Origin of the sequence: Blastococcus sp. TML/M2B (genome assembly GCF_016612865.1) — a bacterium.
Lineage (GTDB): Bacteria > Actinomycetota > Actinomycetes > Mycobacteriales > Geodermatophilaceae > Blastococcus.
Window position 1 is genome coordinate 516,370 of sequence record NZ_JAENZZ010000002.1, and the last position, 13,346, is coordinate 529,715.

15 protein-coding genes and 2 pseudogenes are annotated in these 13,346 nt (G+C 74.2%); 4 read left to right on the plus strand and 13 right to left on the minus strand.

All coding sequences use genetic code 11. The features are described from left to right. Nucleotides 1–5: 5 nt before the first annotated feature. From JKP75_RS21275 to JKP75_RS11065, 4 genes are all read right to left on the minus strand, one after another. Nucleotides 6–1,253: an FAD-dependent oxidoreductase gene (locus tag JKP75_RS21275; protein ID WP_309229756.1), complete on the minus strand. Its 1,248-nt coding sequence runs from the start codon at nucleotides 1,251–1,253 to the stop codon at nucleotides 6–8. 88 nt (nucleotides 1,254–1,341) lie between these two features. Continuing rightward, nucleotides 1,342–2,106 carry a cytochrome P450 gene (locus tag JKP75_RS11055; RefSeq protein ID WP_200493074.1) on the minus strand — a complete coding sequence of 255 codons (765 nt, stop codon included), beginning with the start codon at nucleotides 2,104–2,106 and terminating at the stop codon, nucleotides 1,342–1,344. A 505-nt stretch (nucleotides 2,107–2,611) separates the two neighbouring features. Continuing rightward, complete coding sequence (locus tag JKP75_RS11060; protein ID WP_200491149.1) at nucleotides 2,612–2,821, minus strand: ferredoxin; 210 nt, start codon at nucleotides 2,819–2,821, stop codon at nucleotides 2,612–2,614. After that, on the minus strand, nucleotides 2,818–3,429 hold the full coding sequence (locus tag JKP75_RS11065) for a TetR/AcrR family transcriptional regulator (RefSeq protein WP_309229757.1): 612 nt from the start codon (nucleotides 3,427–3,429) through the stop codon (nucleotides 2,818–2,820). The genes JKP75_RS11060 and JKP75_RS11065 overlap by 4 nt, the downstream gene beginning before the upstream one ends. A gap of 65 nt (nucleotides 3,430–3,494) precedes the next feature. Between JKP75_RS11065 and JKP75_RS11070 the strand changes: the two are divergent. Further along, nucleotides 3,495–4,395: pseudogene (locus JKP75_RS11070) on the plus strand (acyl-CoA thioesterase). A gap of 16 nt (nucleotides 4,396–4,411) precedes the next feature. On the opposite strand, the gene JKP75_RS11075 reads toward JKP75_RS11070, so the two are convergent. Beyond that, a complete protein-coding gene (locus tag JKP75_RS11075) occupies nucleotides 4,412–5,983 on the minus strand; it encodes an MFS transporter (RefSeq protein ID WP_200491147.1) in 1,572 nt (523 codons plus the stop codon). 121 nt (nucleotides 5,984–6,104) lie between these two features. Between JKP75_RS11075 and JKP75_RS11080 the strand changes: the two genes are divergently transcribed. After that, entirely contained in the window at nucleotides 6,105–6,965 is an 861-nt protein-coding gene (locus tag JKP75_RS11080) for a MaoC family dehydratase (RefSeq protein WP_200491146.1), read from the plus strand. 7 nt (nucleotides 6,966–6,972) lie between these two features. Here the strand turns inward: JKP75_RS11080 and JKP75_RS11085 are convergent, their stop codons facing one another. The 7 genes and pseudogenes from JKP75_RS11085 to JKP75_RS11110 form a co-directional block, all read right to left on the minus strand. Continuing rightward, the gene (locus tag JKP75_RS11085) at nucleotides 6,973–7,707 is read right to left on the minus strand and encodes a TetR/AcrR family transcriptional regulator (protein WP_200491145.1); all 735 of its coding nucleotides are present in this window, start codon (nucleotides 7,705–7,707) and stop codon (nucleotides 6,973–6,975) included. Nucleotides 7,708–7,858: 151 nt separating this feature from the next. Continuing rightward, entirely contained in the window at nucleotides 7,859–8,152 is a 294-nt protein-coding gene (locus JKP75_RS11090) for a hypothetical protein (RefSeq protein ID WP_200493076.1), read from the minus strand. Between the two features lie 55 nt (nucleotides 8,153–8,207). Continuing rightward, nucleotides 8,208–8,282 (minus strand): annotated as a pseudogene (locus JKP75_RS24590) (hypothetical protein); the annotation flags it as partial. Nucleotides 8,283–8,298: 16 nt separating this feature from the next. After that, entirely contained in the window at nucleotides 8,299–9,015 is a 717-nt protein-coding gene (locus JKP75_RS11095; protein WP_200493077.1) for a hypothetical protein, read from the minus strand. After that, entirely contained in the window at nucleotides 9,012–9,431 is a 420-nt protein-coding gene (locus JKP75_RS22830) for a Zn-ribbon domain-containing OB-fold protein (protein ID WP_200491143.1), read from the minus strand. Before JKP75_RS22830 ends, JKP75_RS11095 begins: the two co-directional genes overlap by 4 nt. A 44-nt stretch (nucleotides 9,432–9,475) precedes the next feature. Further along, nucleotides 9,476–10,273 carry an MBL fold metallo-hydrolase gene (locus JKP75_RS11105; RefSeq protein ID WP_200491142.1) on the minus strand — a complete coding sequence of 266 codons (798 nt, stop codon included), beginning with the start codon at nucleotides 10,271–10,273 and terminating at the stop codon, nucleotides 9,476–9,478. A gap of 42 nt (nucleotides 10,274–10,315) precedes the next feature. After that, nucleotides 10,316–11,524 (minus strand): MFS transporter, encoded by a 1,209-nt coding sequence (locus tag JKP75_RS11110; RefSeq protein ID WP_200491141.1) that lies wholly within the window; start codon nucleotides 11,522–11,524, stop codon nucleotides 10,316–10,318. A 21-nt stretch (nucleotides 11,525–11,545) separates the two neighbouring features. On the opposite strand from JKP75_RS11110, the gene JKP75_RS11115 reads away from it, so the two are divergent. Next, complete coding sequence (locus JKP75_RS11115) at nucleotides 11,546–12,139, plus strand: TetR/AcrR family transcriptional regulator (protein ID WP_200491140.1); 594 nt, start codon at nucleotides 11,546–11,548, stop codon at nucleotides 12,137–12,139. Here the strand turns inward: JKP75_RS11115 and JKP75_RS11120 are convergent, their stop codons facing one another. Further along, on the minus strand, nucleotides 12,140–12,649 hold the full coding sequence (locus JKP75_RS11120; RefSeq protein ID WP_200491139.1) for a MarR family winged helix-turn-helix transcriptional regulator: 510 nt from the start codon (nucleotides 12,647–12,649) through the stop codon (nucleotides 12,140–12,142). Between the two features lie 86 nt (nucleotides 12,650–12,735). On the opposite strand from JKP75_RS11120, the gene JKP75_RS11125 reads away from it, so the two are divergent. Continuing rightward, nucleotides 12,736–13,311, plus strand: coding sequence for an NADPH-dependent F420 reductase (locus JKP75_RS11125; RefSeq protein ID WP_200491138.1), 576 nt, complete (start codon nucleotides 12,736–12,738; stop codon nucleotides 13,309–13,311). Nucleotides 13,312–13,346: the final 35 nt, after the last annotated feature.

The window sequence follows — 13,346 nt, forward strand, 5'->3', positions numbered from 1 at the left end:
CTGGGTCAGCGGGCGGGGGCGGCCGCCTGCTGCTTGGCCAGCAGCTCGCGCAGCGAGGCGACGAACTCCGCGAAGTCGGTGCCGCCGGCGGTCAGCGCGCGGCGGCTGGTGACCAGCGCCTTCGGCCAGTTGACGGTGACCGCGCCGATGAGCACGCCGTCGTCGTCGGAGTAGAGGACGGCGCCCTTCGCCGGGTCGACCGACAGGTCGCCGACGACCTCGTGCCGGGCGCCGCGGGTGGCGTGCCCGACGATCTGCAGCTTCCAGTCGTACTGGTCGCTCCACACGTACTCGAGCGGGCTGTAGGGCTGCAGGTCGTCGCCGTGCACGATGTTGTGCGCGACCGCGGCGCCCTGCTCGACGGCGTTGGTCCAGTGCTCGACGCGCACCTCGGCCGGGTAGCGCGGGTCCTGCCAGCGGGCGACGTCGCCGACGGCCCAGACGACGTCGGAGTCCACGGCGCGGCAGTACCGGTCGCAGACGACGCCGTTGTCGACCAGCAGGCCCGAGTCGGCGAGCCAGCCGTCGTTGGGCACCGCGCCGATGCCGACGAGCACGGTCGCTGCGCGCAGCTCCGAGCCGTCGGTCAGCCGGACGGTGAGGTCGCCGGCGGTGCCGTCGATGCCCTCGACGCCGACGCCGAAGCGGGTGTCCACGCCGTGCCGGCGGTGCAGCTCCTCCAGCGGCGTGCCGACCTCGGGACCGACGAGCCGCGCGAGCGGGGTGGCCAGCGGGTCGACGACGGTGACCGCGTGGCCGAGGGTGGCGATGGTCGCGGCCGCCTCGGCGCCGATGACCCCGCCGCCCACGACGACGACGGGGCCGCCGGCAGCCAGGTCGGCGCGCAGCCCCTCGACGTCGGCCAGGGTGCGGATGACGTGCACGCCGGACGCGGCCGGCCAGGGCGAGGGCCGGGCGGTCGCGCCGGTGGCGACGACGACGTGGTCGAAGTCGAGCGCGGTGCCGTCGGCCAGCAGCACCTGCCGCGCCGCGACGTCCAGCCGGACGGCGGCGACGCCGAGCCGCAGCTCGAGCTCCGCGGCCTCGGCCGCGCCGGGCGGGAGCAGGGCGAGCCGGTCGAGCTCCCACTCCCCCGCCAGGTACTGCTTGGACAGCGGCGGCTTGTCGTAGGGCGCCGCCGCCTCCTCCCCGACGACCACGATGCGGCCGGTGAACCCCTCGCGGCGAAGGGCCTGCGCGGTGCGCACCCCGCCGACCGAGGAGCCGACGACCACGACGGTCTGGTTGGACACGGATGGAACCCCTTGCTGATCGAGCGGGTGGAGACATGCCGGAGCCCCGGCGACCGTACGCGTACGGCCTCCGGGGCTCCGGGGGAGATCAGCCGATCCGGATCGGCAGCATCCGCGGGCCACGGATCTGACCGGTGGACCAGCGCATCGGCGCGTCCTCGGCCAGGGTGAACTCCGGGATCCGGTCCAGCCAGACGTCGAGCGCGACGCGCAGCTCCATGCGGGCCAGGTGCGAGCCGGCGCAGCGGTGGATGCCCAGGCCGAACGCGGCGTGCCGGTTGACCTCGCGGTCGATGATCACCTTGTCGGCGTCCTCGAAGCGCTCCGGGTCGCGGTTGGCGGCCGGGAAGGGAAGCAGGACCCAGTCCTCCTTCTTCATCTCGACGCCACCGAGCTCGACGTCCTCCTTGACCAGGCGGGCCATGGTCACGGGGGCGTAGGCACGCAGGAACTCCTCGACCGCGGTGGTGCGCAGGGCGGGCTCGGCCACCAGGCGCTTGCGGTCCTCGGGGTTCTTCGCCAGGTGCCACAGCGAGGCGCCGATGGCGCTCCACGTGGTGTCGATGCCGGCGATCAGCAGCAGCGCCATGGTGCCCACGACGTGGTTCGGCGCCAGCTTCTGCCCGTAGAGCTCGGCGTTGATCAGGTACGTCGTCAGGTCGTCCCGCGGGTTGTCGATGTGGTCGCGGACCTGCGCGAGCAGGTACTCGAACAGCTCGGCGGTGCCGGCCTCGCGCTCCTCGGGCGACTTGTTGACACCCTCGAGGGCGTTCTCGACGAAGTGCTTGAACTTGTCCGTGTCCTCCGTCGGGAAGCCCAGCATGTCCGCGATCACGCGCACGGGGATGTGCATCGCGTACTCGGTGGCGGCGTCGACCAGGTCCCGACCCTCGAAGGCGTCGATGCAGCTGGTGGCAGAAGTCGCGCGTGGTGATCTCCTGCTTCGCGACGTTCGCCTTGGTGAACGCCGGCAGCAGCAGCTTGCGCGCGTCGTGGTGGAACGGCGGGTCGGACGAGATCGGGGGGACCCCGCCGACCGGCGCCAGGTCCAGCGGAGGCCGGTAGTTGCCGACGATGATCGCCCGCGAGGTGAAGTGCTCGGTGTCGTAGGCGATCGCCTGGACGTCCTCGTAGCGGGTGGGCAGCCAGGCCCCGCCGAAGCGCTCGGTGTGCGCCACCGGGCAGCGACCGCGCAGGTCGTCCCAGATCTCGTGGGCGTTCTCCGCGTACTTCTCGTCCATGTGCGAGAAGTCGGTGGCCCAGTCGGAGACCGGGCCGTCCATCACCTCGAACCGGGTGAGCTCCTCGGGATCAGCTTTCTGGAACGGCGAGTCGGTGAACCTGTCATCGACGGTCATTCAGGCCTCCTCGAACACTAGAACGGCGGACTCGGGGCAGTTGGCTGCAGCGAGACGGATGTCGCCCTCGCGGCCGGCGGGCACGTTGCCGTCGGCGGTGAGAGCGGTGAGCGTGGCGTAGCCCTCCTCGTCCTCACCGAACAGGTCGGGAGCGAGGTCGTAGCAGCGGCCGTGGCCCTGACACAGATTCGAGTCGATCTGCACCTTCATGCGGGGGTTCCTATCTGTTCTGCGGTACGGGCGATGCTCGTCACGACCCGGGTCAGCAGGGCCGACCAGTCCTCGTCGTCGACGTCGTGCAGATCAGGGGTGAGCAGCGTGCTGCCGATGGCCAGCGAGGTGGCCAGGTGGGCGATCGCCCCCGCCGAGACGGTGGCGTCGATCTCGCCGCGCAGCTGCGCCTGCTCGACCAGGCCGGTCATCCACTCGGCGCGCTCGCGGATGTAGGCCGTCATCTCCGCGGCGACCTCGGGGTCGCGCCGGGCGGCGATGAGCGCCTCGACGACGAGGTAGCGGTCGGCGTCGGGCCGCTCCCGCAGCCCCGCGCCGGTGCGCATGAACACGTCGACGATCGGGCCGTCGGGGTTCGCCGCCACCATGTCGGCCAGCGGACGGCGGCCGTGGGTGCGCAGGGCACCCACGAGCAGCTCGGCCTTGGAGGTGAAGTACGCATACAGCGCGCTGTTGCTCAACCCGGCCTCGGAGGCGATGTCGGCCACCCGGGTGCCGTCGTAGCCGCGGCGGGCGAACACGTCGGCGGCAGCACGCAGCAGCCGCTGCCGTGTCTGCGCGCCCGTCGCGCCTGCGATGCGTCCCACACCACGAATTGAATAGTGATTCACTTAACAGGTCAAGAGGGCTGGCACGAAGGGGTCGAGAATTCATGCAGGTAGACGGTCCGACGGACGACGCGCAGGCTCCGGGCGGCTCGCTCGCGGACGTGCTCTCGGTCTCAGCGACGGGCGAGGACACCTTCCGCGCCGGGCCGCGTCGGCGCCGTCCCGAGCGGTCGTTCGGGGGCGCCGTCGTCGCCCAGGCACTGCTCGCGGCGGGTGCCACGGTCGGCCCGGACCGCGCCGTCCACTCGCTGCACGCCTACTTCCTCCGCGTCGGCGAGGCGTCCTCCCCCACCGACCTGCGGGTCGACCGGGTGCGCGACGGCCGCTCCTACGGCACCCGGCGGGTCACCGCCGAGCAGGACGGCCGCGCGATCCTCGACGTCACCGCGTCCTTCCAGGTCCCCGAGCCCGGCTTCACCCACCAGGTGCCCGGCCTGGACGCGCCGGACCCGGAGTCGCTGCCCACGGTCGAGGACGCCGCCGCCGACGCGCCCGAACCGCTGCGGTCGTGGTTCGGCGACCTGTTCCGCCGGCACCCCTTCGAGCTGCGCTTCGACGGCGAGCTGCCGCGCGTCGCCGCCGCCCGCGGGGAGGCCGCTCCGCCGCACCAGCGGTTCTGGCTGCGCGCCCCCGGAGCACTGCCCGACGAGCCGCTCGTGCACGCGGCGGCGCTGGCCTACGCCTCGGACATGCTGCTGCTGTCGACCGTCCCTCGCCCCGCACGCCCGCGCTGTCGGGGCGCCCGACGTCGCCGCGGCCAGCCTCGACCACGCCGTCTGGTTCCACCGGCCCACCCGGGTCGACGACTGGCACTGCTACGAGCAGGAGAGCAGCTGGGCCGCGGGCGGCCGCTCGCTCATGCACGGGCGGGTGTTCGACCGGTCCGGCCGGCTGGTCATGACCGTCGCCCAGGAGGGCATGGTCCGCGCGCTCGGCCCGCGCTGATCCCGCGGCGGGCCGGTCAGCCCTGGCGGCCGGCCCGCAGCCCGGCCCGCCGGGCGCCCAGCGAGCAGGCCATGGCGCCGAGGCAGATCAGCAGCATGGTGATCGCCGTCCACTGGTAGCCGGTGACCAGGTCGAGCCGGCCCTCGGCGGAGACCTCGGAGATCGTGCCGGCGAAGACGTAGCGCCGGAGCTCGAACGGCAACGGCGTGGTCAGCACGGTCAGGATCACCGCGGTGCCCAGGACGGCGCCGGTGTTCTGCAGCATCAGCCGCATGCCGTTGGCGATGCCCAGCCGCTCGCTGGGCATCGTGGCGAGCAGGACCTGGGTGTTCGACGGCATGAAGAGCCCGGAGCCCGCGCCCACCAGGATGAGCGCGGCCATGACGGCGGCGTCGTTCACCTCGGCGCCGGTGAACAGGAGCAGCACGCCGAGCCCGGCCGCGGTGGCCGCGTTGCCGAGCACAGTGAGGGTGTGCGCCTCGATCCAGCGCTGGAAGAAGCCCGACGCCGCGGAGAAGACCAGCGCCGACACCGCGAGCGGGAGCACCTTCCACCCGGCCGACAGCGCGTCCTCCCCGCCGACGGCCTGCAGGTACAGCGAGACCAGCAGGACGACGCCGAAGTTGCCGATCGCGTTGAGGAACGAGGCGCTCAGCCCCCAGGAGAAGCTGCGGTCCTCGAACAGCCGGGTGTCCATGAGCGGGTCGCGCACCCGCCGCTCGACGAGGATGAACGTCGGCAGCAGGACGGCGAAGGCCACGAGCCCGCCGACGACCAGCGGGTCCGACCAGCCCAGCGAGGTCACCTGGGAGAGCGCGACCAGCCCGCAGCCCAGGCCGAGGAAGGCCAGCAGGTTGCCCGGGACGTCGAGCGAGAGCCGCTCGCCCGACCGCGGCACCGGGCGCAGCGCGACCGCGCCCCAGACCAGGCAGCCGATGCCGACCGGCACGTTGGACCAGAACAGCCACTGGACGCCGACGTGCTCGGCGAGGAACCCGCCCAGCGTCGGCCCGACGAGCTGGGCGACGGAGAACGACGCCAGGTAGATGCCCATGCCCTGACCCAGGCGGTGCCGCGGGAAGGCGCCGGTGACCAGAGCCGCGCTGTTGGTCAGCAGCATCGCCGCGCCCGCGGCCTGGAGCACCCGGCAGGCCACCAGCCACCACGCGTCGGGGGCGAACCCGGCGAGCAGGTTGCCGAGGGTGAAGACGGCCAGGCCGGTCAGGTACATCGAACGCCGGCCGAAGAGGTCGGCGAGCCGCCCGAAGGACACCATGAGCAGCGTCTGGGTGAGCATGAACGACAGCAGGATCCAGCTGGACGCCGTCGCCGAGGCGTCGTACTCCCGCGCGATCGCCGGCAGCGCGACGTTGAGCGCGCTGTTCGACAGGCCGGAGAACATGCTCGCCAGGCCGACGACGGACAGCGTCCGCCAGGCCTCGCGCATGACGGCCGGGTCGTCGTGGGACGACGCGGGCTCGGGCGGGGGGACCGCCGGGAAGGCCGGTTCCGGACTGTCCGTCGCGCCGGACGTGCCGACGACCGGTTGCTCGAGCCCGTCCGGACGCGACGCGGTCGACCAGGACATGCGCCCTCCCCCGTTGTCGGAGCAATACTAGAACAGGGCTCTAGAGCTGAGGACGGCGGTGCGGCATGCTGGCCGGGCGGCGCAGCGCAGCGCCACCACGTCGAGGAGAGGCTTGAACCCCATGCCACTGGACCTGTCGGCCGTCGGCCGCGAGGGAACCGTCCACGAGCGCAGCTGGACGTCGAAGGACGCCCTGCTCTACGCCGTCGGCGTCGGCGCGGGGCTCGGTGACCCGAGCCAGGAGCTGCCGTTCACCACGGAGAACAGCCACGGCGTGCAGCAGCAGGTGCTGCCCACCTACGGCGTGCTGCTCGCGCAGGCGCCGGGGGTGGGCATCGGTGACTTCAACCGGGCGATGCTCGTGCACGCCGAGCAGGAGATCCGGCTGCACCAGGTGCTGCCGGTCGAGGGCACCCTCCGCGCCCAGGCCCGCGTGGAGTCGATGGAGGGCAAGCGCAGCGGCGCCCTGGTGACGACGTCCTCGACGGCGGTCGACGCCGACGGCGCCCCGATGATCACCACGCGCAGCTCGATCTTCATCCGCGGCGAGCAGATCGAGGGCGGCTCCCCGGCGCAGGCCGACGACTGGGCGCAGCCCGACCGCGAGCCCGACTGGGAGCTCACGCTGGCCACCCGGCCGGAGCAGGCGCTGCTCTACCGGCTCAACGGCGACCGCAACCCGCTGCACTCCGACCCGGCGTTCGCCGCGCGCGCCGGCTTCGAGCGGCCGATCCTGCACGGGCTGTGCACCTACGGCATCACCGGCCGCGCGCTGCTGATGACCGCCATGGGGGGCGACCCGGGCCAGTTCCGCGCCATGTCGGGGCGGTTCAGCTCGCCGGTCATGCCCGGTGACGAGCTGACCGTGCGCATCTGGCGCCAGGACGGCGGCCCCGAGGGCGGGCTGCTGTTCCGGACCTTCCGCGGCGACGGCACGGTCGTCATCGACCGCGGCCGCGCGGAGGTCGGCGCTCCGCAGTGACCCGGGGTCAGGCGCCGGCGATCGCCGTGCCGGCGCCTGGCTGCGGCACCGCGTCGTCGGCCCAGGCGGGATCCGTCCCGTCCGGGCCGGCGACGGCCCCGGCGGGGTCGACGGCCGCCACCTCGTCGGACAGCACGCCGAGCCGCTCGATCATCGCCACCGCGGCGTCGACGATCGCCTCGGCCTCGCGCCGGGTCCGGCTGGCCATGACCTCCCGGCCGGCCTCGCCGATGACCGTCGTGAGCACCGAGACCGTCACGCGGCCGATCGCGTCGTCCCGCGCGCGCAGCAGCAGGGAGTTCTGCCGCAGCCACTCGTGACCGCGGGTCCGCCGCATCAGCTCGAAGCCGGGCGGGCCGTCCTTGTCCACGAACAGGCTGCCCAGCGCCCGACCCTCCCAGGAGCCGCGGAGGAAGCCCCGCGCGCCCGCGACGAACAGCGCGAGCGGCCGCTCCTCCCCCGCCCGGCGGGCCGCGGCCACTCCCTCGGCCGCGTACTTCTCCTGGCTGCTCTGCCAGTCCTCCCAGAGGGCGAGGAACAGCTCGCTCTTGCCGCCGAAGTGGTGGTAGAGGCTGCCGACGCTGGAGCCGGCGCGCTCGACGACGTCGGCGACGCTGGACTCGGCGAACCCGCGCTCGGCGAAGACCTCGCGGGCCGCGTCGAGCAGCACCCGGCGGGTCTCCCCGGTGCGGCTCCACTTCCAGGCACTGCGCCCCGGGGCGGATCCGGCGTCGCGCGGCATCTGCTCTCCCCTGGTCGCTAGAACGTCGTTCTAGAACAGCGTAGGGCACCCGCAGGCCCCGGAGGGCCGTTCCGGGCGAGAGACGCACCACCCCGGGAACGAGCGGAGCCGGCCGCCGCCCCGCGGGGCGGAGCGGCGGCCGGCTCTCCGATCAGCGGGGCGAGTTCCCCAGCACGAGGGTCGCGCCGGCCATGAACATGCCGCCGTTGCCGAGCACGACGCTGCGCTCGACGCCCTCGACCTGCGCGGCCGCTTCGCCGCGCACCTGGCGCACGGCCTCCTGGATGGCGAACATGCCGTACATCCCGGTGTGGGTGTAGGACATGCCACCGCCGTTGGTGTTCATCGGCAGCTTGCCGCCCGGCGAGGTGTTGCCCTCGGCGATGAACGCACCGGCCTCGCCGCGGCCGACGAAGCCGGCGTCCTCGAGCCCGTAGACGGGCACGTGGCGCGAAGGCGTCGTAGATCATCAGGTGGTCGACGTCGGCGTGCGTGATGCCCGCCTCGGCGAACGCCGCCGCGCTCGAGCGCTTGAAGGCGCCGAACGTGGTGAGGTCGGGCATCTGGCTGACCATCGGGGAATCCGCGGCCTCACCGGCACCGAGCAGGTGCACCAGCGGCTTGTCGTACCCGCGGGCCTCGGCCTTCTCCCGCGTGGTGACGACCAGCGCGCCACCGCCGTCGGTCACGAGGCAGCACATGAGCAGCGTGAACGGCCAGGCGATCATCTTGGAGTTGAGGACGTCGTCGACGGTGACGAGGTCCTGCATGAGCGCCCGCGGGTTCTTGTTCGCCCAGCGGCGCTGCGCGACCGCGACCTCGGCGAGCTGCTCCAGCGTCGTGCCGGTCTCCTTCATGTACCGCAGGGCGGTGAGCGTGAAGGCGGTCGGCGGGCCGAAGACGCCGAACGGCGCCTCGAACTGGCCGTTGAGCGACTGCGGGCTGCGGCCCCCACGCCGGTGCGTCCACGCGGGACCGGCCGGACTCGCCGTGGGTGATCAGCACCGTCTCGGCCAGGCCGCTGCGGATCGCGGCGGCGGCGTGCCGGACGTGGAACAGGAACGAGGTGCCGCCGACGCCGGTGCCGTCGAGCCACCTGGCCTCGATGCCCATGGCGTGCGCGATGCTCACCGGGCCCGGCGTCTGGACGGTCGCGATGCCGTCGATGTCGGCGGGGGTCATCCCGGCGTCGGCGAGGGCGTTGCGGGCGCCCTCGAGGTGCAGGCTGAGCGTCGACAGGTGGGGCAGCTTGCCCAGCTGGTCGGTCTCGGCGGCACCGATGATGACGATGTCGTCCTTGGCGCTCATGCGGCACTCCCGGCAGGTGCGAACAGCGGCAGGTGGACGTCGCCGCGCGGCTCGAAGACCACGCGCAGCGGCATGTCCAGCTCCAGCTTCTCGGGGTCGGCCTCGACCTCGACGAGGTTGGTCATCATGCGGACGCCCTCGGGGAGCTCCACGATCGCGATGACGTAGGGCACCTCCTCGGCGAACCCGGGGCCGGCCCGGTGGCTGATGACGTAGGAGTGCAGCGTGGCGGTGCCGTCGCTGACCACCCACTCGAGGTTGGTGGAGTAGCAGTGCGGGCACGCGGGCCGCGGGTAGAAGACGTGCTTCCCGCAGGACGTGCACCGCTGGATGCGCAGCTCACCGGCGGCGCAGCCCTCCCAGAAGGGCAGGGTCTCCGGGGTGGGCACGGGGGCGGGCTTCGTGGGTGGCGGCACCGGCGTGGTTCTCCTCAGGACGGGACGGGACGGGACGGGAACGGTCAGCTGCGCGCGGTCTGCACGTGCGCGATCGACGCCTCCACCGAGATCCGCGCGGCGTCGCGCAGGTCCGGGGAGAGGTCGGGGTACATGTGGTCGACCAGCGCGTCGGGCTCGGTCAGCCCGTCGGCCATCGCCCGGGCGACCTGGTCGACGCGGCGCTGGCGCGCCTGGCGGCGGCGCCCGAGCTCGGGCAGCGGGTCGGGCAGGACGGGGCCGTGCCCGGGGAGGATCACCGAGCCGGCGGGGGCGAGCACCTCGCTGAGCAGGTCGAGGCTGGCGAAGAACTGGCCGAGCCGGCCGGGCTCGACGATCGGGGCGCCGCGGCCCAGCACGGTGTCACCGGTGAGGACGCTGCCCTCGGCCGGCAGGTGGAAGCAGACGGAGTCGCCGGTGTGCCCCGGCGTCGCGAGCACCCGCACCTCGAGCGGCCCGACGGGCAGCACCTCGCCGGGCTGGAACGGCCGGCCGGCGACGCGACGGCCCGAGCCGCGTAGCGGGGCGCCGGTCACACGGGCCAGCCGGCCGGCGAGCTCGGCGTGGTCGGTGTGCGCGTGGGTGACCCAGACGCCGACGATGCGGCGGTCGCCGGCTGCGGCGAGGATCGCGGCCAGGTGCGCGTCGTCGTCGGGACCGGGGTCGACGACGGCGCAGACGTCAGCGCCGGGCTCGGCGAGCAGCCAGGTGTTGGTGCCCTCGAAGGTCCAGGCGTTGGCGTTGGGCGCGAGGACCAGGGTGGCCCGCTCGGTCTGGGACGACGGGTCGCCGACGCTCGGGGGCGCGTTGTCCCGGGTCCACACGACGAGCGCCTCCTAGATCACGGTTCTAGAATTCGCCTCACCCTAGACCATGGGTTCCGGCACTCCCGAGCGCTGCCCGGCGCGCACCGGCCGTGCGTCCGCCCGGCGTGGTTCGGCGGCCGCGGCGGAGAGCGCGAGCACCGCGGCGGCCACGCCGAAGGCCACCGGTGCGCTGGTCGCGTCGGCGACCCACCCCAGCATCACGGCGCCGGCGGCCTGGCCGACGGTCAGCCCGGTGAACAGGGCGGCCGCGGCGGCCGGGGCGCTGTCCGGGGCGCGCAGGCCGCCCCAGGCGAGCAGCACGCCGCTCAGCGCGACGAACGCTCCCCCGAAGCAGGCCAGCGCGAGCGCGGCGCGGAGCGGCGCGCCGGCCGAGAGCCCGAGCGCGACGGTCCCGGCGGCGGCGGCGAGCACGGTGGCGATCCAGGCGGCCCGCACACCGAAGCGGACCACCAGCACCCCGCTGATGCCGCCGAGCAGCCCGGCGGCGCCGAGGACGCACCACAGCAGCCCGGTCAGCCGGTCGGGCAGCCCGCCGTCGTCGGCCAGCAGGTCGCGGCCGAAGGTCCACACCCCGGCGCACCCGGTACCGGCCAGGACGGCGGCGACCATCGGCCGGGTGAGCCGGGCGCGGGCCGGGCCACCACCCGGCGTCCCGAGGTCCTCCGGCGCCGACGCGGGGGCGGCGTCCCACCGCGCGCTCCGGTCGGCCCAGGCGGTGGCGGCCAGCGCCGCGACCGCGAACGCGATCCAGGACCAGCGCCACGCGCCGGGCACCGACAGCACCAGCAGCCCGCCGGCGACGACCCCGGCTCCGGTGCCGCTGTTGACCACCCCCTGGGCGCGCGGCACCCCGGCGGGCGGCACGGTCCGCGCGACCGCGGCGACCGTGGCCGGAGTCGCCGCCCCCGCGCCGCTCCCGGCCAGGAGCGCCCCGGCGGCCAGCACCGGCCCGCTCCACGCCGCGGCGACCAGCAGGCATCCCAGCGCGGCGCTCCCGCCGGCGCACCATAGCGCGGCGCGCGCCCGCCCGCCGGCGACCAGCCGGCCGGCCAGCACCGCGGCGGCGCAGTAGCCCGCGTAGCTGCCCGCCGCGATCACCCCGGCGGCGCCGGCGGAGAGCCCGAAGTCCGCGCGGAACTCGGGGAGGAAGAGCCCGTAGCCGTACCGCGCCAGGCCGTAGGTGACCGCGATGATGGCCAGGCCCGCCGCGACGAGGACGGTGCCGGGACGAGCCGATGCGGTTGCCATAACGATCGTTACAGTAGGTCCGTGGCAGCGACCCCCGCATCCCGACCGGCGCGCGAGCGACTGCTGGCCGCGGCCGGCGAGCTGTTCTACGAGCAGGGCATCGCCGCGACCGGCGTGGACGCCGTGCTGCGCCGGGCCGGGGTGTCGCCCGCGACGATGTACGCCCACTTCGGCGGCAAGGACGCCCTCGTGGCCGCCTACCTCGAGCAGCGGCACGAGGTCTGGCGCCGGACGTGGGACGACGTCCTGGAGCAGGCGGCCGACCCGGTCGAGCGGTTGCTCTCGGTGTTCGACGCCCTCGCCGCCTACCGGCGGACCGAGGGCAACCGGCGCGGCTGCGGCTTCCTCGCGGCGGCGGTCGAGCTGCCCCCGGGCCACCCCGGCCGGCCGTGGCTGGACGCCGACTCGCGGCTGCTCGTGGACCGGCTGCGCGGACTGGCCGTCGACGCCGGCGCCGACGGTCCCGACGACCTGGCCGCCACGCTGCTGCTGCTCTACGACGGGCTGCTCAGCCGCTTCGCCCGCCAGGCCACGACGCCGGACCTGCCGGACGACGACGCGCTCGCCCGCACCCGCGCGCTCGCCGGGCGGTGCGTGACGGCAGCGCTGGGCTGATCAGCCCTCGGCGGGGCGCCCGGAACCGGTGTCCCGCTGCGGGGACAGGACGACACCGTCCGGGTCGAGCCGGCCCAGGATCGCCCCCGTGATGGCGGCCAGCTGGCCGACCTGCTCGGGGTCGAGGGCGTCCAGCACCGAGGCGCGCACGTTCTCGACGTGCCCGGGCGCAGCGGCGACGACGGCGTCCCACCCCTCCCCCGTCAGCTGCGCGTTGGTCGCGCGCCCGTCCTCGGGGCACGGGAAGCGCCGGACCAGGCCGCGGTCCTCCAGCCGCTTCACCACGTGGGAGAGCCGAGGCAGGGTCGCGTTCGTGCGCGCGGCGAGCGCCGTCATCCGCAGGGTGCGGTCGGGGGCCTCGGAGAGCATCGCCAGGACGAAGTACTCGAAGTGGCTCAGCCCGTCGTCGCGGCGCAGCTGGCCGTCCAGCACGCCGGGCAGCAGCTCGAGCACGGCGGCCAGCCGCACCCATGCGACGCGCTCCTCGTCGGTCAGCCACCGGGTTGCCATGCCGCCATCACTAGGTCACTTGACGCTTCAACCAAACCCGCGTACCTTGTTTGTTGTCGTTTCAACCAAATAGAGGGAGAGCAGCCGTGAGCACCGTCAGCATCATCGGAACCGGGACCATGGGTCAGGCCATCGCGGCGATCGCCGCCAAGGGCGGCAACGGCGTGGAGCTGATCGGCTCCGCCGACGGCGCCCGCGCGGTCACCGGCGACGTCGTCGTCCTCGCCGTCCCCTACCCCGCCGTCGCGGAGGTCCTGGCGCAGCGCGGCGAGAGCCTCGCCGGCAAGGTCGTCGTCGACATCACCAACCCGCTGGACTTCGCGACGTTCGACTCGCTCGTCGTCCCGGCCGACAGCTCGGCCGCCGCCGAGATCGCCGCGCAGCTGCCGCAGTCCCGCGTCCTCAAGGCCTTCAACACCACCTTCGCCGGCACCCTGGCCGCCGGCACGGTCGGCCCGCTGCCCACCACCGTGCTGATCGCCGGGGACGACGCGGACGCCAAGGCGCTGCTCGCCGGGATCGTCTCCGCCGGCGGCCTGCGCGCCGTCGACGCGGGCTCGCTGCGCCGGGCCCGCGAGCTCGAGGCGCTCGGCTTCCTGCAGCTCACCCTGGCCGCCGGCGAGAAGATCTCGTGGACCGGCGGCTTCGGGCTCGTCGACTGACCGCCCCCGCCCCGCCCGTCGCACCGACATCCGGA